The organism is Dactylosporangium sp. CA-152071 (assembly GCF_050936335.1).
In the GTDB taxonomy this organism is placed as follows: Bacteria; Actinomycetota; Actinomycetes; order Mycobacteriales; family Micromonosporaceae; genus Dactylosporangium; species Dactylosporangium maewongense.
Map to the genome: position 1 here is coordinate 6,026,994 of NZ_JBNJMZ010000001.1, position 20,214 is coordinate 6,047,207.

Below are 20,214 nucleotides of genomic sequence, written 5' to 3' on the forward strand. Positions count from 1 at the left end.
CCTCCGGCCTGTCGAGGGGGGGAGTTACCGGATGTAGGTGCCCGAGATCGCGCGGGCGACGACCAGGCGCTGGATCTCGCTGGTCCCCTCGAAGATCGTGTAGATCTTCGCGTCGCGGAACCAGCGCTCGACCGGGTGCTCCCGCAGGAAGCCGGCCCCGCCGAGGATCTGCACGGCCTTCTCGGTCGTCGCGACGGCGACCTCGCCGGCCTTGAGCTTGCTCATCGAGCCCTCGCCGGCCTCGAACGGGCGGTTGTTGCGCCCCATCCAGGCGGCCCGCCACACCAGCAGGCGGGCGGCGTCGATCTCCATGCGCATGTCGGCGAGGGTGAACGCGATCGCCTGGTTCTCGATGATCGGCCGGCCGAACTGCACCCGCCCCTTGGCATACTCCAGCGCGTACTCGTACGCGGCGCGGGCCACACCGAGCGCCTGCGCCCCGACCGCCGGCCGGGACAGCTCGAACGTGCGCATCGCGGCCTGCCCCTGCGCCTTGCGGCCCTCGCGGGCGCGGGCGAGCCGGGCGTCAAGAGCGTCCTTGCCGCCGAGCAGGCACCGGCCGGGCACCCGCACGTCGTCGAGGAACACGTCGGCGGTGTGTGAGGCGCGCAGGCCGAGCTTCTTGAGCTTCTTGCTGCCGTTCAATCCCACTGTACCGGGGGGCACGACGAACGCCGCCTGCCCGCGGGACCCCAGCTCGGGCTCCACGCTGGCCGTCACGACGTGGACATTGGCGATGCCGCCGTTGGTCGCGTAGGCCTTCTGCCCGCTGATGACCCACTCGTCCGTCGCTTCGTCGTACCGCGCGCGGCTCTTCATCGAGCCGACGTCGGATCCGGCCTCCGGCTCGGTGGTGCAGAACGCCGCGACCTTCGGGTCGGCGGCATCGCCGAAGCACTGCGGCACCCACTCGAGCATCTGGTCGGGCGTGCCGGAGGCGTAGATCGCGGCGACCGCCAGGCTGGTGCCGAAGATCGCCATGCCGATGCCGGCGTCGCCCCAGAAGAGCTCCTCGGACGCCAGGCACAACGACAGGCCGGTCGGGTCGCCCCAGGTGTTGGCGAGGAACTCGAAGCCATACAGGCCGATCTTCGCCGCCTCCTGGATCACCGGCCAGGGGGTCTCCTCGCGGGCATCCCACTCCGCGGCGGCCGGGCGCACGACGTCGGCTGCGAAGCCGTGCACCCAGTCGCGGAGATCCCGCTGCTCCTCGTTCAGGTCGAGCGAGAACTCGGGCATGGGGCGCTGCCTCAGGCCTTCGGGATGTCGAACAGGTTCGCGATGTTGGCGGCCAGGCCCAGGTCGCCCTTGGCCTTGAGCTTGCCGGTCATGAACATCATCATGGGGTTGCCGGCACCGGAGACGACCTTGAGAAAGTCGACCGGGCCGACGGTGATCGCGAGCTTCGGCTCCTGGTCGGCGCTCGGCGAGAGCACGCAGGTGCCGTCGGCGATGACCAACTCGTAGGTCTCGGCGTCGCCGTCGGGCGCGCCGGTGATCGTCCAGTGGATGATCGCGTTGGTCGCGCCGGCCCGGTCGGCGCGGAAGAGCTCGGGGAAGCGGGAGAAGATGGTGTCGAGGATCGCCTTGCGCTGCGGGCCCGCCATGAGCTCGCCGAGCTGGGCGTCGGAGGCGCCCTTCACCAGCTGCGCGAACTGCTTGGGGTCGACGGAGTTGAAGTCGCCCAGGGCGTCGAGGTCGGCCATGTCGGTGTGCCCTTCGTCCTTTGAAATAAGCTACTGATGCGTAACCTTACGCACGAGTAGGTAAGGTGACAAGATGCTGAAACGACTTCCGCGCGTGGTGCGTGAGCAGCAGATGCTCGACGCCGCGGTGCAGGTCTTCTCCAAGCATGGCTTCCACGCCGCGTCGATGGACGAGATCGCGGAGGTCGCCGGCATCTCCAAGCCGATGGTCTACGCATACCTCGGCACGAAGGACGAGCTGTTCGTCGCGTGCCTGCACCGGGAGGCGACCAGGCTCATGGAGGCGGTGGCGGCAGGTGTACTGCCCGCGGCCCGCCCCGACGAGCAGCTGTGGCACGGGTTGCGGGCGTTCTTCACCTTCGTCGGGGCGCACCGGGACGGCTGGCGGGTGCTCTACCGGCAGGCCCGCAGCGAGCCGCACTTCGCCGGCGAGCTCGCCGGGATGCGGGCGAGGATCGTCGAGGTCGTCGCCGGGCTGCTGGAGAGCGCCGCCACGGCCGCGGAGGTGCCGGGCCGCCCGGGCGACTTCACCGCGATGGCCTACGCCTACGTCGGCGCCGCCGAGTCCCTCGCCGACTGGCTCGCCGACCACGAGGAGGAGGACCCCGACCACACCGCGACGCGCATGATGAACTTCGTCTGGGTCGGGGCCGACTCGCTCCTGCAGGGCCGCGTCTGGCGCGCCTAGTTGCCGCCGTTCAGCTGGGTGACGTAGTCGCCCGTGGGCATCAGCCCGGCGGTGTGCACCACGGTCAGGACCGCCAGCACGGCCACGACGGCGACCAGCGCCCCCGACTGGATCAGGGTGCGGTGCTGCCGCGGCGCATACGCCAGCCCGGCGGCCGCGGCCGCGCCGGCCACCATGCCACCGAGGTGCCCGGCGATCGAGATGCCGTCGATGCTGAACGTCAGGACCAGGTTGAGCACCAGCACCGGCACGATCCCGGCGACGCTGCGCCGCATCTTGCGCAGCACGATGATCAGCGCGGCGAACAGTCCGAAGATCGCGCCCGACGCACCCGCGGTCTGCGCCAGCGGGTCGGAGAACAGGTAGACCGCGACGCTGCCGCCGAACCCCGCCACCAGGTAGAGCGCGGCGAACCGGGCCCGGCCGAGCATCGCCTCCAGGGGCCGGCCGAGCACCCACAGCGCCCACATGTTCATCAGCAGGTGGAAGACGCCGTAGTGCAGGAACATCGAGGTGAAGAGGCGGTAGTAGTCGCCGTCGATCATGCCGCCGGGGATGATCTGCGCCTCGGTGGCGCTGATCTGCCGCGAGTTGTAGGTGACCAGCGAACCCCACTCGTGCAGCGGCGTGCCGCCACCGAGCAGCCCGCCCATGCCGCCGCCCGCGATCGACTGGGCGCTGCCGGAGCTGATCACACCGGCGAGGAACACCAGCACGTTGATCACGATCAGCGTGATCGTGACCGCGCCGACGGCACCTTCCGTGCCGCCGCCGAACGCGGTCCGGGCGGGACGCTGCGTCCTGGCACCCTCGCGGACGCACTCCGGGCACTGGAAACCAACCGACGCCTCATTCATGCAATTCGGGCAGATCGGCCGGTCGCAGCGGGTGCACCGGACGTACGTCTCGCGGTCAGGGTGCCGGTAGCAGTGAGGGACCACGTTCGCCGGCGGCTGAGTCATGCAGACAAGATTAGCCAGGCCTCCTATGAGACCCGTTCGATGTCCACCCGCTCGATCACGATGTCCTGGCGGGGCCGGTCCATCTGGCCGGTCTGCGTGCTGCCGATCTGCTGCACGACCTTCTTCGAGTCGTCGTCGACGACCTCGCCGAAGATCGTGTGCTTGCCGTTGAGGTGCGGCGTCGGGCCGAGGGTGATGAAGAACTGCGAGCCGTTGGTGCCCTGGCCGAAGCGGATGCCCGCGTTGGCCATGGCCAGCAGGAACGGCCGGTTGAAGTGCAGCTCGGGGTGGATCTCGTCGTTGAAGTTGTAGCCCGGACCGCCGGTGCCGGTGCCCGTCGGGTCACCACCCTGGATCATGAAGCCGTCGATCACGCGGTGGAAGATGACGCCGTTGTAGTACGGGCCCTTGCCGGGCTCGCCCGTGCGCGGGTCGGTGTATTCCTTGCTGCCCTCGGCGAGCTCCACGAAGTTGCGAACCGTCTTCGGGGCGTGGTTGGGGAACAGCTCCAGCCGGATGGCGCCGACGTTGGTGTGCAGCGTCGCGAACAGTTGCTCGGCCACCAGTTCTCCCTTTCTTTGGTGACATTCCGTCATCACGGTATCGGATGCGGATTCTGGCGGATCCGGGTGTGCGGGCCGCTCGCACGCGGCAGGATGGCCAACAGCGGACCGGTTCGGAATGTTCTGCCTGGGTAACCCGGGGAGGACGAGGTTTCGCGGCCATGGAGGTGGAGCAAGTGTTTGGACGTCGTGAGGTCAAGACGCACCGTCGTCTCATGCAGGATGAGCTCGGCGAGAGCCTGGGCCACCTGCGGATGGCCGCAGCGCACGCAGCCGATGGCGCTTCGGGTGCCTTGGCGCCGCGCGTCGAATACGCCCGCAAGGCGGTCAAGCCGGGCCTCGCGAAGGCCAGCGGCGCGGCGGGGACCGTCCTCGTCATCGCCCGCGAACGTTCGCTCCAGGCGAGCAAGCAGGCCGAGAAGATGGGGCGCAAGGGGAAAAGGAAGATGATGAAGAAGGAGAGCCGCACCGGCCGCCGCTGGCCGATGACCATCGGTGGCCTGCTGATGGCGGGCGCGGCGGTCGGCGCCGCCACCGCCCTGATGCGGCGTCGCCGGGCCAACCAGGCCTGGGACGAATACGGCTCGACCCGGACCGCCAGCGACACCGGCTCGATGCTCGACTCGGCGAAGTCCACGATGGATGCGGGGATCGACAAGGCCAAGACGATGGGCGAGGCGGCCAAGGACCGCGCCTCGGACCTGATCGGCAGCAAGAGCACCAACACGGGCCCCGCGGGCAGTGGCGAGTACGAGAAGCACCCGATGCCGCAGGCGGCGTCGAAGAACAGCCGGTCCTGACGTGAGCGCGCGGACGGGCCCTCCCCAGCCACGGGGGACGGCCCGTCCGCGTTTCGCTGCTCCGCTACGTTTCTACAACCAGCCCGACTTGCGGAACGCGCGGTAGAGCAGGGCCGAGGCGACGACCATCAGCGTCATGACGCCCGGATAGCCGAAGACCCACTTCGTCTCCGGCATGAAGTCGAAGTTCATGCCGTACACGCCGGCGACCGACGTCCACACGGCGGCGATACCGGCCCAGGCGGCGATCTTGCGCATGTCGTTGTTCTGGTCGACGCTCACCTGCGCCAGCCGCGCCTGCAGCACCGAGTTGATCACGTCGTCGAGGTAGAGCACCTGCTCGACCGTGCGCACCAGGTGGTCGTTGACGTCACGGAAGTAGCGGCGGATCTCCTCGGGCACCTCGGCGAGCTGGCCGCTGACCACCCCGGCCAGCGGGCGCTGCAGCGGCAGGACCGCCCGCTTGAACTCCATCAGCTCGCGCTTCAGCTGGTACACCCGCTGAATCCGATCGGTGCCGGTCTTGCCCTTGCTCCGCTTCGCCGGGCTGAACACCTGGTCCTCGATGATCGCGACGTCCTCCTCGATGGCCGCGACGACCTCGACCATCACGTCGACGATGGTGTCCGCGACGGCGTACGCGACCGCCCACGGCCCGCGCGCCAGCACCTCCCGGCGCCGCTCCAGGTCCGCGCGCACCGGCGTCAGCCGGCACGCGTCGCCGTGCCGGACGGTGATGATGAAGTGCTCACCGATGAACATCAGCACGTCGCCGGTCTCCACGACCTCGCTGCTCTCGGTCAGCTCGTCGTGCTCGACGTACCGGGCGGTGCGCATCGTCATGAACGTCATGTCGCCGTACCGCTCGACCTTCGGCCGCTGCGAGGAGGTCACGGCGTCCTCGACGGCCAGCTCGTGCAGCTGGAACGTCTCCGCGATGGCGGCCATCTCCTGCGCGCCCGGCTCCTTCAGCCCGACCCAGACGAACCCGTGCCGTTGCCGCCGGGCGGCCGTGAGTGCCTCCGCGTAGTGCCAGCTGCCGGGTTGCCGTACACCATCCACATACAGCGCACAGTCGACGATCGAGCTCGCCGTCGTCGGTGGCTCAGTCGTGGCCGGGACCGGTGTCGCGGGGCTCAGGATGCGTGACATCGCCCGCACCGGCCTGGCCAGTGCCCTGGACAGGGAGCCGGCCAGCTGCTCGTCGGTCATCGCGACCTCCGCCCTGTTGTTCTCGCACCAAAGTAGGCACCGGGTGAGTCGACCGCAGGTGGGGGGTGGGGGCGCGGTCGACCCACCCGGTGCCGTTGGGGGGCGGGGGGTGATGTCTGCAGCGCGATTCAGCAAAGCGCGCCGGGCTGGATTTTGGGCCATCCGGAGCCGCCTGCGGAACCCACCCCGCCATCACGGTTTGGTGTCGCTTTGGTTCAGCTGCGTTTCAGCCCTTGCGGACGGCCTCGATCGCCGCCGCCAGGCGGCTGACACCCTCGTCGACCTGGTCCGTCAGTACCGCAGAGAACGCCAGCCGCACCGAGTGCTTCCCGCCCTCCAGGAGGAAGTCGCTGCCCTTGACCACGGCCACCCCGAAGTCCCGGGCCGCCACGGTCTCCAGCTCCGTCGTGTCGACGTCCTCGGGCAGCTCCACCCACAGGAAGTAGCCGCCGTCGGGCTCCACGAACGTCGCGTCCGGCACGTGCTTGCGCAGCCCCTCGGCCAGCAGGCGGGCCCGCTCGCCCAGCGTCGCCGACACCTTCGCGATCGACCGCTCGATGTCCCCGCTGACGCAGAACTGGTGCGTGATCGCCTCGGCGACCATGCTCGGGGAGATGTACAGGTTGGTGGCCCGCTTCGCGATCGCCGCGATCGTCGCCTTCGGCCCGACCAGGTAACCCACCCGCAGACCGGGCGCGATCGTCTTGGTGAACGAGCTCGCGTGCACGACCACGCCGGTCGTGTCCTGCGACAGCATCGTGGGCAGCTTCTCGCCGCGCCAGCGGATGTCCGCGTACGGGTCGTCCTCGAAGATCGTGAACCCGAACTCCTGCGCGAGCGCGACGAGCGTCGCCCTTCTCTCCGCGCTCAGGGTGACCCCGGCGGGGTTCTGGAAGTTCGGGATGATGTGCGCCAGCGTCGGGCGCACCCCTGTTTCGAGCAACGCGCGCAGCTCGTCGGTGTCGATGCCGTGGGCGTCGACCGTCACCTGGTGCACCGTGGCGCCCAGGTTGCGCAGGTTGAGCAGCGTCCGGTCATACGTGGGCTTCTCCACGATCACCGCGTCGCCCGGCTTCACCAGGTGCTCGAAGAGCAGCGCGTCGGCCTGCAGCGAGCCGTTGGTCACGATGACCTGCTCCGCGTCGACGCCGTGCTTGGCCGCGATCCACGACCGCAGCGGAAGGTAGCCGACCGACGTGCCATACGCGGTGATGCCGGCCGGGTCGGCCTCAAAGGCCCGCACCGCAGCGGCCTTCAGCCCGTCGATGTCGATGATGTCGAGACTGGGTGCGCCACGGGCAAAAGAGATGAGCTGCATGCCGCCAGCCTACGAGAGCGTGCCGGTGCCCCTCAGCCGAGTTCCGCGCGCTCCACCTGGTGGAAAAAATATGTCGTACCCCAGTGGCAGCATGGGGGCATGACGATGGTTGGTGTTCTGGCTGACTCGGCTCAGTCCCTGCTCACGCTGCCGCCGGCGGTCTCCCACCGCCGCGCGAGCCACCGCCTCGAGACGCTGCTGCGCAAGGCCTGCCCGCCCGACTTCGCCGTCCTGGCCGTCGGCCTCGGCGTCGACTGTGGCGAGGGTCGCACCTATGTCCCCGACCTGCTGGTCACCCGCCCCGAGGCCACCGACGACGACGGCGACGTGGTCCCCGCGACCGACGTCCTGATCGCCGTCGAGGTGATGTCCCTCAGCAACCCGCTGCCTGGCCTGGTCCTGCGCCGCCACGACTACGGCGCCGCGGGCATCCCGCAGTACTGGATCCTCGACGCCCGCAACCAGACCCTGACCGTCCACACCAACCCCATGCCCAGCCCCCACCCCGACGGCTACGAGACCACCATCACCGCGACACCCACCACCCCGTTCACCACCACCGTCCCCTTCCCCATGACCATCGACACATCCCTGATCCGCTGACGACCCGCCACCGGCCCACACTGAGCACGGCGTCCTCGAGCCGGGCCGGTCCGGCTCCCTGACGCTCGGCGGGCGCGCTTCTTCACGCGGGGCACGAGGCGGCGCCGCCGGCGCACGAGTCCCCGCGTGGACCCGGCCGTTCCGCTCCTTCCAGTCGCCTCCGGTGCTGCTCGTCGCCGACCGTCGGCCGCCGCGGCCTCGGCCTGCCCGCCGTCCTTGGCTCCCGACGTCCGTCCTGACCTGCCCGGCCGGTTCCGCACGCCCAGCCGGGTCCAGCGGCTGTTCGGGTCCCCTCGTGTCGGCCGAGTCCTGCGCCTGTTCGGCTCCGTCGTGCCGGTCGGCTGCGACGACCGGTCTCGGGTGCCGCATCTGCCCGGCTGCGTGCCCGGCTGCGTGCCCGGCTGCGTGCCCGGCTGCGTGCCCGGCTGCGTGCCCGGCTGCGTGCCCGGCTGCGTGCCCGGCTGCGTGCCCGGCTGCGTGCCCGGCTGCGTGCCCGGCTGCGTGCCCGGCTGCGTGCCCGGCTGCGTGCCCGGCGGGGTGCCGCGTGGGGCTGATTGGTCCTCGCGTGCCCGCCGGGGTCCGCGTGGAGGTCAAGCGCCGCAGGGTGGCCGGTCGCCCCGACGCGGCCGGGTCGAGCCCGACACGACCTGAGTTGTCGTGTGCCCGGCAAGCCCGATCGAGCGCCGCGGCCTGTCGGGCTCCCCGCGGCGCCTCCCTGCCAGTGCGACCTGACCACGGTCCATCGCCCTCAGCACCGGCGAACCCCGAAAGGCGGTACGACCGTCGTCCTGACAGGCTTCACCCGACAACCTCCACGCCGCTGGACCGCCAGCGATGCACCTGCCCCTGATGGACACACCCCCGCAGCCCCTCGACGGATGATCGAAGGACGGTTCCGGTTGTTGGGGCCGGAACCGTTCTTGGATCACGTGGGGGCGGCAGCGGTGGAAGAGGGAAACAGCGTCAGGCGGCTACGGGGGAGTTCTGGTGGACCCAGACGCGGAGGATGTCGCGGACTGAGATGACGCCCAGGACATCGTCGTTGTCGAGGACGACGAGGTGGCGGAAGCCGCCGCGGACCATGGCGGAGGCGGCCTCTTCGATGGTCCAGGTGGGGCTGGCGTAGACGACTTCCCAGGTGATGTGCTCGGCGGTGCGTTCGACGTCGGGGTCGAGGTCGGCGCCGATGGCTTTGAGGATGTCGCGTTCGGTGATGATGCCGACGCCCGCGCCGTCGGGGTCGAGGACGATGGCGGAGCCGACGCGGTGGCGGGACATCAGCTGGGCGGCCTGGCGGAGCGTGTGGTCGGGGCCGAGCTGGACGACAGCGGTGGACATGGCCTCGTGGACCTGCATCAGGCATCACTCCTCGCAACCGGCACTTCACGCAATTCTCCCTGCTCAGGAGGGCGCGCTCAAGGGTTGACCACCCTCGCGGAGGTGGCAGGAACAGGGGCATGACGCGAGAAGGAGCGCGAGAAGGCCCGATACCGCGCCGGAACGCGCGTTAGAGTTCCGAGACGTGCGCTTCCTCAACGATCAGCAGCCGGGCTATGACCTGACGTATGACGACGTGTTCATGGTGCCGAGCCGCAGCGCCGTCGAGTCACGCATGGCGGTCGACCTGAACTCGCGGGACGGCAGCGGCACGACGATCCCGATCGTGGTGGCGAACATGACCGCGGTCGCGGGGCGGCGGATGGCGGAGACGGTGGCGCGGCGGGGGAGCCTGGCGGTCATCCCGCAGGACATCCCGATCGACGTGGTCGCGGAGGCGGTGTCGTGGGTGAAGCAGCGGCACCTGGTGCACGACACGCCGATCACGCTGGGGCCGACGGAGACGGTGTCGCTGGCGCTGGACCTGCTGCCGAAGCGGGCGCACGGCGCGGTGATCGTCGTGCAGGACGGCCGGCCGGTGGGTGTGGTGACCGAGAGCGACTGCCACGACGTCGACCGGTTCAGCCAGCTGCAGAGCGTGATGTCGCGCAACCTGCAGACGCTGCCGGAGGACATCAGCCCTGAGGACGCGTTCGTGCAGCTGACCGCCGGGCATCACAAGCTCGCCCCGGTCATCGACGCCGAAGGCCGGCTTGTCGGAATTCTGACGCGGAACGCCGCGCTGCGCGCCACGCTGTACCAGCCGGCGGTGGACAAGCACCAGCAGCTGCGCATCGGCGCCGCGATCGGCATCACGGGCGACGCGGCGGGACGGGCGGACAAGCTGCTCGCCGCCGGCGTGGACGTGCTCGTCGTCGACACCGCGCACGGGCACCAGGAGCGGATGATCTCCACGCTGCGGGCCGTCAGGGCGCTGGACCCGGGCGTGCCGGTGGTCGCCGGCAACGTCGTGACCAGGGACGGTGTCGCGGACCTCATCGAGGCGGGCGCCGACATCATCAAGGTCGGCGTCGGGCCGGGCGCGATGTGCACCACGCGGATGATGACCGGGGTGGGCCGGCCGCAGTTCTCCGCGGTGCTCGAGTGCGCGGCGGAGGCGAAGCGGCGCGACAGGCACGTATGGGCCGACGGTGGCGTGCGTCACCCGCGCGACGTGGCGCTGGCGCTCGCCGCGGGGGCGTCCAACGTGATGATCGGCTCATGGCTGGCCGGCACCCACGAGTCGCCGGGCGACCCGCGGCGCGACCAGAGCGGCCGGCTCTACAAGGAGAACTTCGGCATGGCGTCGGCGCGCGCGGTGAGCCGCCGGACCGCCGACGACAGCGTGTACGAGCGCGCCCGCAAGGCCCTGTTCGAAGAGGGCATCTCATCGTCGCGGATGTATCTGGACCCGCGCCGTCCAGGCGTGGAGGACATCCTCGACGAGATCGTCGCCGGGGTCCGCAGCGCCTGCACGTACGCCGGAGCGGGCAACCTGGAGGAGTTCGCGGAGCGTTCCACAGTGGGCGTGCAGAGCGCCGCCGGGTACGCGGAGGGAAAACCGCTGGATGTCAGTTGGTGAAGGGGCCGACGGGATAGTCTCGTCACCCGCAGGTCACGTATGGTGCGTGTCGTGAAGCTCGTTCGCGACCATGGCCGTCGAGGGTGACCGACCAGCAGCCGCCAGAGGTTACCGGCCAGCAGCCCTCCCGCAGCCGCCGTATGCAGGCGATACGCGTCGCGTCCCGTTTCGTCGGTGCCGGCCTGCTCGACCAGGTCGTCATCGCGACCGCGAACGCGGCCAACACGCTGCTCGGCGGCATCCTGCTGCCCAAGGACCAGTTCGGCGCGCTGGCGCTCGCGCTGAGCGTCGGCTACTTCTCGATGTACCTCAACCGGGCGTTCGTCGGCGACGTGCTGCTCGCCCTCGCGTCGCGGTTCGAGGGTGAGCACCGGGGCCGGCTCATCCGCAACGGGCTGACGACCGCGCTCTGCTCCGGCGTGACCACGATGGTCGTCTTCACCGTGCTGTGGCTCGTCTGGCCGCACGACGGCAACATCGATCTCGACGAGCTCATCTGGCTGGTGCCGTTCATGGTGCCGCTGATGCTGCACGACACGGCCCGGTGCGACTACCTCGCCGACCGCCGGCCCGACAAGGCGCTCGGCATCGACCTCGTGTGGGCCGGCACCCAGGGCGTCGTGATCATCCTGATGATCCTGACGGGCAACGAGAGCCCGGGCGGGTTCCTCGCCGCGTGGGGGATCGGCGCGACCGCCGGCGCCACCGTCTACCTGCTGCGCGAGCAGCGCGTGCCGTGGCGCGGCAACCCGAAGGCGTGGCTCGCCGAGACCCGGCACCTGTCCGGCTGGTTCACCGCCACCGCGATCGTCGCCCAGGTGCAGGTCCTCGCGATCAGTTTCCTCGTCGCCGGCAAACTGTCGAAGATCGAGCTCGGCAACCTGCGCTTCGTGCAGACCGTGCAGCTGCAGCCGGTACAGAACCTGGTGGCGGCGATCCAGGGGCTGCTGGTGCCGCGGGCGTCCCGGGCCGCCGCCGACGCCGCGAAGCCCGGCGCCGAGGGGGCCGATGCCGCCGCGACCCTGCGCCGCCAGACCAGACAGCTCGCGCTCGCGTTCGCGGTGCTCGGCACGCTGATGGTCGTCATCGTGTGGCCGTTGGTGTCGTGGGTACTGACGACGACGGACAAGTTCGCCGAGGCCGCGCCGCTCGCCCTGCCGATCGCGCTGCAGGGCGCCGTGTACCTGCTCCAGGTGCCGTTCACCGCCGCGATGCGCGGCATGCACCGCGCCAGGATGCTGTTCGTGCAGTACGTCGTGTTCGCGACCGTGTCGCTGACCGGCCTGTCCGTCGGCGCCAGCCAGGGCCTGCAGGGCGCCGCGTGGGGCCTGCTCACCGGCTCCACCACCGGACTCATCTGCATGGTCGTCCTGTACGGGTACGCGCTGAAGTCCGTCGGCCCGCCGGCACCCACGCCGGCGCCGCGACTGGACGCGACCCAGAAGGCCTGAACGCAGAAAGCCTGAGACGCAGAAAGCCGAGCAACCTTTCGGGCCCCCCGGACGTGCAAGGGCCGTGGAAGACACCGACGCCACCTACGTGGCCTTCGTGGAGGCCGCCTGGCAGCGGCACCTGCGGCTGGCCATCCTGCTGACCGGCGACCGGCACCGCGGCGAGGACCTGCTCCAGGACTGCCTGGTCAGGATCTACGAGCGGTGGCGGCGGCTGGCCCGCGCCGACGACCCGCACGCCTACCTGCGGCGCATGCTCGTCAACAACAACGTGTCGCTGTGGCGGCGGCTGCGCCGCGAGCGGCTCGTCGCCGACCCGCCCGACGCCGCCGACCGCTCCGCCGACCGGCACCCAGACACCGAGCTGCTCCGCGAGGCCCTGCGGGCGCTGGCGCCCCGGCAGCGCGCGGTCGTCGTCCTGCGCCACTACGAGGACCTGCCCGAGACGGAGATCGCGGCCATCCTCGGCTGCTCCGTCGGCACGGTCAAGAGCCAGAACGCGCGGGCGCTCGCCAAGCTGCGGGCCGCCCTGCGCACACCGATCTTCGAACAGAACAGGTGACGCTCATGCCCATCGACCAGCACCTTTCGGACCAGTTGCACGACCTGGTGGACCGCGAGCCCGGCTCGCCCGCGCCGACCCGGCTGCTGCTGGAGCGCGGCCGCCGCCGCGCCCGCCGGCGCCGCACCGCGGCCCTGGCCGGGGTCACCGCCGCCGCCGTCCTCGGGGTCACCGCCGGCGCCGTCGCGCTCCAGCAGCCGCCAGCGAACGGCCCCGCCGCGACCGCGCAGAGGAGCGCGCAGGGAAGCGCGCAGGAGAGCACGCAGCAGGGGACGCCGCAGATCAGGCTGGCCGCCGCGGTCGCCGCCAGCGGGTCGACCAGCTACGCGTTCACGATCACGATGGTGGCGGGCCCCGAGACCCGCACCGCCAGGGGTGAGTTCGACCCGGCCGCCACCACCGGCGTGCTGCACTACGGCGACGGCAGCGAGCAGCGCCTCGTCGACGGGCAACGGTTCATCGGCGACGGCAAGGGCCACTGGAAGTTCCAGAACGACGGGCGGCACGACTCGCTCACGTTCAGCGGCCTCGGCGACGACCCGTTCCCGGTGTCGGGGGACCCCGCTCAGCTGCTGCAGAACCTCGCGAAGGTCGGCACGGTCACCGAGGCGTCCGCCGGCGTCTACCGGTTCACGATTCCGGCGGGTCCGACCGAGGGCGAGGCGACCGTCGCGGACGGCAAGGTCAAGAAGGTCACCTACAACACGCCGTTCTACGGGCTGGTGGACCAGAAGCTGGTCGCCACGGTCACCGTCGAGTTCGCCGACTACGGCAGGACGGTCAAGGTCGAGAAGCCGGAGCGCTGGGTGGACTGACCGGGCCGAGCAGCAGGGCGGCCTCCCCGGCGAGCAGCAGCAGCCACAGCGTGCCGCCCGTGCCACCGATCAGCCACTCGTTCGTGATCATCGTGAACAGCGCGCCCGGGAGCAGCACCACCAGCCAGGGGTCGGCGTCCCGGCGGCGCCGCCACACGTTCCACAGCAGCAGGCCGAGACCGGCGAGGAAGGCGGCGACGCCGGCCACGCCGGCCTTGCGCAGCGCCGCGATCGGCGCGTTGTCGACGGTCAGCTTGATGTCGGCGCCGCTGCTCGCCCGGTACACGGTGGCCCGGGCGTCGCGGGTGTTGCCGAGCAGCTGCTCGGTGCGGCTGTCGTGCCGCCAGTCGGTTCCGACCTGCCGCCACGTCTCGACCCGGCCGCTGCTGACCCCGGCGTCGTCGCCGTACCGCTCCTTGACCAGGAACGACGGGCCGTTGACGAGCAGCACGAGCCCGAGTGCGGCGGCGGGGACGAGGGTGAGGCGGCGGCCGTACCAGATGAACGCCAGCGTCGCGATCGCCATGAGCAGGAAGCCGGTGCGGGAGTCGCTGGCGCACAGGACCAGGGCGGCGGTCGCGACCGATCCGATGCGCTGCCAGGCGGCGACGCCGGTGTCGGCGCCGATGCGGATCGCGGCGAGCACGGCGATGCACGCCATCGCGTTGGGGTGGTCCAGCAGCCAGGACGCGCCCCAGAACCGGTACTCGAAGCCGCGCCCCCACGGCGTGTCCGGCACGACGTGCGGCGACGTGAACAGGTTGCCCGACCCGGCCGCCAGCAGCACCGCGACCGTGCCGAGGAACGCGACCGCGATCCCGAGCGTGAGCCGCGCGAACGACCCCCGGAACGCGAACACCGTCAGCACGACAAGTCCGAAATATCCGGCGTACAGCGTGCGCTGCACCGCGATCTCCGGCTTGAACACCAGCGCCGCACCGAGCGCGCCGATGATCAGGTACGACACGCCGAGCCACGCCGCGCCGGACCGCACGGCAAGGAACGAGACCGGCCGGAACCAGAAGAGCAGCAGCAGGCCCGACAGCAGCAGCAGGCCCCACACGACGGCGCCGGTGTTGGTGTACGTCCAGCTCAGCACCCCCTGCACGGCGAACACCGCACCGAGGACCAGCCCGCGCAGGTCCGAGCCCGGCACCAGCGACACGGTGAGCGCCCCGACCGCCCCCGCGATCAGGCCGGCGACCAGCGCGAGCGCGGCGTCGCGGTAGCTGTCGTCGACGACCAGCTCGACCGCGCCGGCGATGAGGCCGACGGCCACGATCCCGGCGACGGTCCAACCGGCCCGCCGGGGGGTCACCGCACGACGCTGCGGTAGACGTCGATCAGCCGCTGGGTGAGCACATCAGGGGAGAAGTGCCCCTCGAAGCGCGCCCGCGCCACCGGCGCCAGGGCCGCGGCGCCCGCGTGCGCCACGATCAGCCCGCCGGCGAGCGCGGCGGGCTCGGGCTCGACGACCCACCCGGCGTCGCCGGCGAGGAACGGCAGCCCGCCCCGGTCCGTGACCAGGACCGGCCGCCCCGCGCACAGCGCCTCCAGCACGATCGTGGGCAGCACGTCGTGCCACGTGGACGCCGCGATCACACACGACGCGGCGCCGATCTGCGCCCGCACCTCGGCGTTCGGCAGCACCCCCAGATACGTGATGTCCGAGCGTTCCGCGGCGGCCGCCTCGGCCAGCGGGCGCAGCGGGCCGTCGCCGATGATCCGCAGCGGCCCCAGCGCCCCGTCCGGATGCCGCCGCCACGCGTCCAGCACCAGCGACAGGCCCTTCTCGGGGGTCAGCCGCGCCGCGTACAGGAACCCCTCGCCGCGACCGGGGGCCGCTCCCGTGTCCGGGATGCCGTTCGGCTTGACCGTGATCCGCTCGTCCGGGATGCCGAAGTCGCGCAGGTGCTCCGCGATCCGGTCGGTGAGCGCGACGAACCGGTCCACCCCGCGCCAGGTGCCGCGGTGCACGGCGAGCGTCGTCGCCATCACCGCGGACTGCGCCTTCGAGTCCCGGTAGCACGAGTGCCGGATCGCCGGCAGCGCGAACGACTTGCCCCGGCACTCGGTGCAGATGTGCCCGTCGCGGAAATAGAGTCCCGGCGCGCAGACCTGGCGGTAGTTGTGGACGGTGTGCACCACCGGTACACCTGCCGAATGCGCCGTCCGGACCACCCAGGGCGACAGGAGCGGATAGGCGTTGTGCAAATGCAACACGTCCGGCTTTTCCGCTTTTATCAGCTTTTCCAGGGCGCGCTGCGAGTCGCCGTTGCGGATCGGTGACAGCGGCAGCAGCACCTTACGCGCCGTGGAGAACGTGCCGATCTCGTCGGAACTGCGCAGAAACGGCAGCACCGACACTCCGGCCTTGGACAGTTGCGCGATCTCGGCATCGACGATGACATTCTCACCGGACGGTGCGCCGGACGCGTAGCGATTGTGCGCGACAACGACCTTCATGACGGGAAAAGACTAACTGAGGCAGACTGTACGAGTGCCCGAGCTTCCCGAGGTCGAAGCGCTCGCCGCGTTCCTCCGCGAGCGCGCCGTCGGCCACACCATCGACCGCATCGAGGTCCCGTCGCTGAGCGCGTTGAAGACCTTCGACCCGCCGGTGACCGCCGCCGCCGGCCAGGCCCTGACCGGCGCGTCCCGGCACGGCAAGTTCCTCGACATCCACGTCGGCGACGACCTGCACCTTGTCACCCACCTGGCCCGCGCCGGCTGGCTGCACTACCGCGAGACGTTCAACGCCAAGACCCCGCTCAAACCGGGCTCCGGCCCGATCGCCGTCCGGGTGCGACTCGACGACGACTCCGGCTTCGACCTCACCGAGGCCGGCACGAAGAAGAGCCTCGCCGCCTACTTCGTCACCGACCCCCGGCTGGTGCCCGGCATCGCCCGGCTCGGCCCCGACGTCCTCGCGGTCACCACCGACGAGTTCGCGACCGCGATCCGCAGCCGCAAAGGCCAGATCAAGGGCGTCCTCACCGACCAGACCGTGATCGCCGGCGTCGGCAACGCCTACTCGGACGAGATCCTGCACGCCGCCAAGATGTCGCCGTTCGCGCTGACCAACCGCATCACCGACGACACGATGGCCACCCTGCACACCGCCACCCGCGCCGTGCTGACCGACGCCGTCACCCGCTCGGTCGGGCAGAAGGCGGCGACCCTGAAGTCGGAGAAGCGCTCCGGCCTCGCCGTGCACGCCCGCACCGGCCTGCCCTGCCCCGTCTGCGGAGACACCGTCCGCGAGGTCTCGTTCGCCGACACGTCACTGCAGTACTGCCCGACCTGCCAGACCAACGGCAAACCCTTGGCCGACCGTCGGCTGTCGAAGCTCGTACGCTGACCCGGTGCGCCGTGCCTTCCTGATCGCGTTCACCGGCTTCTTCCTCCTCGGCGCGGCATGGGCGCTCGCGCTGCCGTCCAACGGCACCTACGACGAGAAACAGCACCTCGTCAGGGCCTGGGCCGTGTGGACCGGCCAATGGCTGCCGCACGACCGGGCCGTGGACGCCAGCGGCATCGAGACCAACGCGTTCACCGGCCCCCGCAGCCTGCTGCCCTCCGACGCCGACTGCACGTGGATCGACAAGCCGTCCTACCGGCCGGCGTCCTGCCTCACGTTCACCGACGACCGGTCGGTGGTGCTGCAGCCCAGCGCCGCCGCCCGGTACAGCCCGATCTACTACGCCCTGGTCGGCCTGCCGTTGCGGATCTCCCCGACGAACGCCGGCCTGATCTGGGCGCGGCTGCTGTCCGCCCTGCTGTCGGCCCTGCTGCTCGCCGTGGCGTTCGCCCTCGCCGGCACGGCGCTGCTCCGGGCCTCGGTCGTGCTCGCCGCGACCCCGATGCTGCTGAACCTCGCCGGCGCGCTCAACCCCAACGGCCTGGAGATCAGCGCCGCCGTCCTGCTCTACGTCGCCGCGCTGCGCAAACACTGGCCCGCGGCAGGGGTCGCCGCGGCGCTGCTGCTGACCACCAGGGACCTCGGTCCGTTCTTCGCGGCGTCGGTACTGGCGGTGTCGCTGTTCGTGACGAAGACGTGGGTCCGGTCGCGGGCATTCTGGCTGCCGGCCGCCGGCGGCCTCGCGTTCGCCGTCTTCTGGACACTGGTCGCGTCCCGAGGCGATGCCGTCGACCCCGGCCGGCCGATCGCGGCCACCACCAGCGGGGCGATCCTGCGCGACATCGCCGACAACCGCGCCGAGTTCTGGATCCGCCAGATCGTCGGCCAGTTCGGCTACGGCGAGACCACCGTCTCACTCGGCATGATCGGACTCTGGTACCTGCTGATCCTCGCCGTGGTCGTTCCCGCCCTCTGGTTCGGACCGTGGCGGCTGCGCATCGGGATCCTCGCTGTCAGCCTGGCGTCTCTGGTGTTGTTGGTCGCCCTGGAGCTCTACTTCGCCCCGAAGGTCGGCCACTTCGCCCACGGCCGCTACGTCATGCCGCTCGCCGTCGGCGCGGTCCTCCTCGCCGGGTCCACCGACCGTTACGCAACGTGGCCCCCCTCTCGCTGGCTCGTGCCGGCGATCGTCGCCGTGACGATCCCGCTCCACCTGTACGCGCTGGCCCGCGTCATGACCCGCTTCCAGCACGGAATCAACGAACGGCTGAACCCGTTCGGTGGAACCTGGCAGCCGCCGCTCGGCAGTGTTGTGCCCCTTCTGGCGTGTTTGGTAGGTGGTGCGCTACTCGCGGTGATTGTCACGCGGAGTTCTGTCCGGCCCACGCCAGTGCACTCGACAGCCAACACGTTCAGCAACTAGTCTCGGCCGGTCGTCGTCAGTAGCCCGAACCAACATGGGACACTTCTCGCGTGCGATCGGGTGTTCTTGCGTCGGCGACCACATCCCACCCGGTCGAGCAGTTGAGCGCCCTGATCCCCGGATCGTGGTGCGAGAGGACACACTCAGGTGACCGCTAGTCTCCAACGTCCGGCCACCCCGCCGAGCCGGAGATCTATCTTGGGTGAGCTTGACAGCTTCGAGATCCTTCCCGAACACGCGCTCACTCCGCTCGGCCCCAACGGCGTGCCCCGCTCCGGCTGGCAGCGCGCCCGGCGGGTCTCCCGGTGGCACCGCCCCTACGCGGCGATCCTCCTGCTGCTCGACACCCTCGCCTGTGTCATGGCCAGCGTCACCGCGAGGACCTTCCTCGACACCAAGACCAACGAGATCTTCGAGCAGGCCCCCGGCCTGTGGACCTCGATCACGTTCGGGATCCTGCCCGCCGTCTGGCTGCTCGTCCTCTGGGGCCACGGCGCCTACGACCGCCGCTACCTCGGCACCGGCACCGACGAGTTCAAGCGCGTCGTGCGCGCCTCGTGGACCGTCGTCGCGATCGTCGCCTTCGCCGCGTTCGCGACCAAGACCGCGGTCTCCCGGACCTCGGTCGGCGCCGCGCTCGTCGGCGGCCTGCTCTACGTGCTCGTCCTGCGCTACTTCGCCAGACGCGCCCTGCAGTACGTGCGGACCAAGTTCAACCTCGCGACCCACCGGCTGCTGCTCATCGGCACGCTCCAGGAGGCGCTCGAGGTCCATCAGGCGATCGCCCGCGACCCCGCCGCCGGCCTCGTCCCCGTCGGCATCCACCTGATCGAGGGCTACGCGCCACGGCCGAGCACCGTCACCCCGGTGCCCGTCCACGCCGGCCGCGACATCCTCTCCCTGGTCCGCGAGCTCAACGCCGACACGATCGCCGTCTGCGGCTCCGCCAGCGCCGAGCCCGTCGAGCTGCGGCGCCTCGCCTGGCAGCTGGAAGGCACCGGCATCGACCTCGCCGTCGCCCCGCAGCTCACCGACATCGCCGGCCCGCGCGTCCACATCCGGCCGATCGAGGGCATCCCGCTGCTCTACGTCGAGGAGCCCAAGCTCTCCGGCATCGGCTGGCTCTTCAAGAACGTCATCGACCGGGTCCTGGCGCTCGTCGCCCTGCTCATCGTCCTGCCGTTCTTCCCGATCGTCGCCCTCGCCATCAGGCTCTCCGACCCGGGTCCGATCTTCTTCCGCCAGCCCCGCATCGGCCGCGAAGGCAAGATGTTCAAGGTCTGGAAGCTGCGGACCATGTACGTCGACGCCGAAGAACGCCAGGCCACCCTCGACGAGCACAACGAGAGCGACGGCCTGCTCTTCAAGATGAAGAACGACCCGCGGGTCTTCAAGGTCGGCAAGTGGCTGCGCGCCACCTCGATCGACGAGCTCCCGCAGATCCTCAACGTCCTCGCCGGCGAGATGTCGCTGGTCGGCCCCCGCCCCCTCCCCGCCGACGACGGCGACTTCCTCGGCGACGTGCGCCGCCGCCTCCTCGTCCGCCCCGGCATCACGGGCCTGTGGCAGGTCAGCGGCCGCAGCGACCTCTCCTGGGACGACGCGGTCCGCCTCGACCTCTACTACGTCGACAACTGGTCCCTCGTCCTGGACCTGCACACCCTCTGGCGCACCATCGGCGTCGTCGTCTTCCGCAAGGGCGCCTACTGACAGAGCGGGCACCGATTGGGTAGAGGCTTCGGGATCCGGCCGGCATCGCGTTGGTGCGCACGCGCCTGAGCCGGCCCTCCG

General features: G+C 70.7%; 19 protein-coding genes. 10 read left to right on the top strand and 9 right to left on the bottom strand.

What is annotated here, in order from left to right; translation table 11 throughout:
- Window positions 1-24 precede the first annotated feature (24 nt).
- Window positions 25-1,239 carry an acyl-CoA dehydrogenase family protein gene (locus ACQEVZ_RS26950; protein ID WP_344500848.1) on the bottom strand — a complete coding sequence of 405 codons (1,215 nt, stop codon included), beginning with the start codon at window positions 1,237-1,239 and terminating at the stop codon, window positions 25-27.
- An 11-nt stretch (window positions 1,240-1,250) separates the two neighbouring features.
- Window positions 1,251-1,706 (bottom strand): SCP2 sterol-binding domain-containing protein, encoded by a 456-nt coding sequence (locus ACQEVZ_RS26955; RefSeq protein ID WP_433371338.1) that lies wholly within the window; start codon window positions 1,704-1,706, stop codon window positions 1,251-1,253.
- A 73-nt stretch (window positions 1,707-1,779) separates the two neighbouring features.
- Here ACQEVZ_RS26955 and ACQEVZ_RS26960 point away from each other — a divergent pair, with 73 nt between their 5' ends.
- Window positions 1,780-2,394, top strand: coding sequence for a TetR/AcrR family transcriptional regulator (locus ACQEVZ_RS26960; RefSeq protein WP_344500852.1), 615 nt, complete (start codon window positions 1,780-1,782; stop codon window positions 2,392-2,394).
- Here ACQEVZ_RS26960 and ACQEVZ_RS26965 read toward each other — a convergent pair.
- Window positions 2,391-3,356, bottom strand: a complete 966-nt coding sequence (locus ACQEVZ_RS26965; protein ID WP_344500854.1) for a rhomboid family intramembrane serine protease — start codon at window positions 3,354-3,356, stop codon at window positions 2,391-2,393. The genes ACQEVZ_RS26960 and ACQEVZ_RS26965 overlap by 4 nt on opposite strands.
- Window positions 3,357-3,379: 23 nt before the next feature.
- Window positions 3,380-3,919, bottom strand: coding sequence for a peptidylprolyl isomerase (locus ACQEVZ_RS26970; protein WP_344500856.1), 540 nt, complete (start codon window positions 3,917-3,919; stop codon window positions 3,380-3,382).
- 215 nt (window positions 3,920-4,134) lie between these two features.
- Between ACQEVZ_RS26970 and ACQEVZ_RS26975 the strand changes: the two genes are divergently transcribed.
- Window positions 4,135-4,719, top strand: coding sequence for a hypothetical protein (locus ACQEVZ_RS26975; protein ID WP_433371343.1), 585 nt, complete (start codon window positions 4,135-4,137; stop codon window positions 4,717-4,719).
- Between the two features lie 72 nt (window positions 4,720-4,791).
- Here the strand turns inward: ACQEVZ_RS26975 and ACQEVZ_RS26980 are convergent, their stop codons facing one another.
- Together ACQEVZ_RS26980 and ACQEVZ_RS26985 are read right to left on the bottom strand one after the other, a co-directional pair.
- Window positions 4,792-5,931: a magnesium and cobalt transport protein CorA gene (locus tag ACQEVZ_RS26980; RefSeq protein WP_433371346.1), complete on the bottom strand. Its 1,140-nt coding sequence runs from the start codon at window positions 5,929-5,931 to the stop codon at window positions 4,792-4,794.
- 226 nt (window positions 5,932-6,157) lie between these two features.
- Window positions 6,158-7,249 carry a PLP-dependent aminotransferase family protein gene (locus ACQEVZ_RS26985; RefSeq protein WP_433371349.1) on the bottom strand — a complete coding sequence of 364 codons (1,092 nt, stop codon included), beginning with the start codon at window positions 7,247-7,249 and terminating at the stop codon, window positions 6,158-6,160.
- Window positions 7,250-7,348: 99 nt separating this feature from the next.
- On the opposite strand from ACQEVZ_RS26985, the gene ACQEVZ_RS26990 reads away from it, so the two are divergent.
- On the top strand, window positions 7,349-7,852 hold the full coding sequence (locus ACQEVZ_RS26990) for a Uma2 family endonuclease (protein ID WP_433371352.1): 504 nt from the start codon (window positions 7,349-7,351) through the stop codon (window positions 7,850-7,852).
- A gap of 963 nt (window positions 7,853-8,815) precedes the next feature.
- On the opposite strand, the gene ACQEVZ_RS26995 is transcribed toward ACQEVZ_RS26990, so the two are convergent.
- Window positions 8,816-9,208, bottom strand: coding sequence for a CBS domain-containing protein (locus ACQEVZ_RS26995; protein ID WP_344500864.1), 393 nt, complete (start codon window positions 9,206-9,208; stop codon window positions 8,816-8,818).
- Between the two features lie 166 nt (window positions 9,209-9,374).
- Between ACQEVZ_RS26995 and ACQEVZ_RS27000 the strand changes: the two genes are divergently transcribed.
- The 4 genes from ACQEVZ_RS27000 to ACQEVZ_RS27015 all read left to right on the top strand — a co-directional run bounded on the left by ACQEVZ_RS27000 (window position 9,375) and on the right by ACQEVZ_RS27015 (window position 13,639).
- Complete coding sequence (locus ACQEVZ_RS27000; RefSeq protein WP_433371356.1) at window positions 9,375-10,811, top strand: GuaB1 family IMP dehydrogenase-related protein; 1,437 nt, start codon at window positions 9,375-9,377, stop codon at window positions 10,809-10,811.
- 140 nt (window positions 10,812-10,951) lie between these two features.
- Window positions 10,952-12,262 (top strand): hypothetical protein, encoded by a 1,311-nt coding sequence (locus tag ACQEVZ_RS27005; RefSeq protein WP_433371359.1) that lies wholly within the window; start codon window positions 10,952-10,954, stop codon window positions 12,260-12,262.
- A gap of 64 nt (window positions 12,263-12,326) precedes the next feature.
- Window positions 12,327-12,824: a SigE family RNA polymerase sigma factor gene (locus ACQEVZ_RS27010; protein WP_344500870.1), complete on the top strand. Its 498-nt coding sequence runs from the start codon at window positions 12,327-12,329 to the stop codon at window positions 12,822-12,824.
- Window positions 12,825-12,829: 5 nt separating this feature from the next.
- Entirely contained in the window at window positions 12,830-13,639 is an 810-nt protein-coding gene (locus ACQEVZ_RS27015; protein WP_433371363.1) for a hypothetical protein, read from the top strand.
- Here ACQEVZ_RS27015 and ACQEVZ_RS27020 read toward each other — a convergent pair.
- Both ACQEVZ_RS27020 and ACQEVZ_RS27025 read right to left on the bottom strand, forming a co-directional pair.
- Window positions 13,605-14,957 carry a hypothetical protein gene (locus ACQEVZ_RS27020; RefSeq protein ID WP_433371366.1) on the bottom strand — a complete coding sequence of 451 codons (1,353 nt, stop codon included), beginning with the start codon at window positions 14,955-14,957 and terminating at the stop codon, window positions 13,605-13,607. The genes ACQEVZ_RS27015 and ACQEVZ_RS27020 overlap by 35 nt on opposite strands.
- Complete coding sequence (locus tag ACQEVZ_RS27025; RefSeq protein ID WP_344500876.1) at window positions 14,954-16,105, bottom strand: glycosyltransferase family 4 protein; 1,152 nt, start codon at window positions 16,103-16,105, stop codon at window positions 14,954-14,956. The genes ACQEVZ_RS27020 and ACQEVZ_RS27025 overlap by 4 nt, the downstream gene beginning before the upstream one ends.
- A gap of 34 nt (window positions 16,106-16,139) precedes the next feature.
- Here ACQEVZ_RS27025 and ACQEVZ_RS27030 point away from each other — a divergent pair, with 34 nt between their 5' ends.
- The 3 genes from ACQEVZ_RS27030 (at window position 16,140) to ACQEVZ_RS27040 (ending at window position 20,133) form a co-directional block, all read left to right on the top strand.
- Window positions 16,140-17,000 (top strand): Fpg/Nei family DNA glycosylase, encoded by an 861-nt coding sequence (locus tag ACQEVZ_RS27030; RefSeq protein WP_354890108.1) that lies wholly within the window; start codon window positions 16,140-16,142, stop codon window positions 16,998-17,000.
- Window positions 17,001-17,004: 4 nt separating this feature from the next.
- Window positions 17,005-18,423, top strand: a complete 1,419-nt coding sequence (locus tag ACQEVZ_RS27035; RefSeq protein WP_433371370.1) for a DUF2142 domain-containing protein — start codon at window positions 17,005-17,007, stop codon at window positions 18,421-18,423.
- A gap of 198 nt (window positions 18,424-18,621) precedes the next feature.
- The gene (locus ACQEVZ_RS27040) at window positions 18,622-20,133 is read left to right on the top strand and encodes a sugar transferase (protein WP_344500882.1); all 1,512 of its coding nucleotides are present in this window, start codon (window positions 18,622-18,624) and stop codon (window positions 20,131-20,133) included.
- Window positions 20,134-20,214 lie beyond the last annotated feature (81 nt).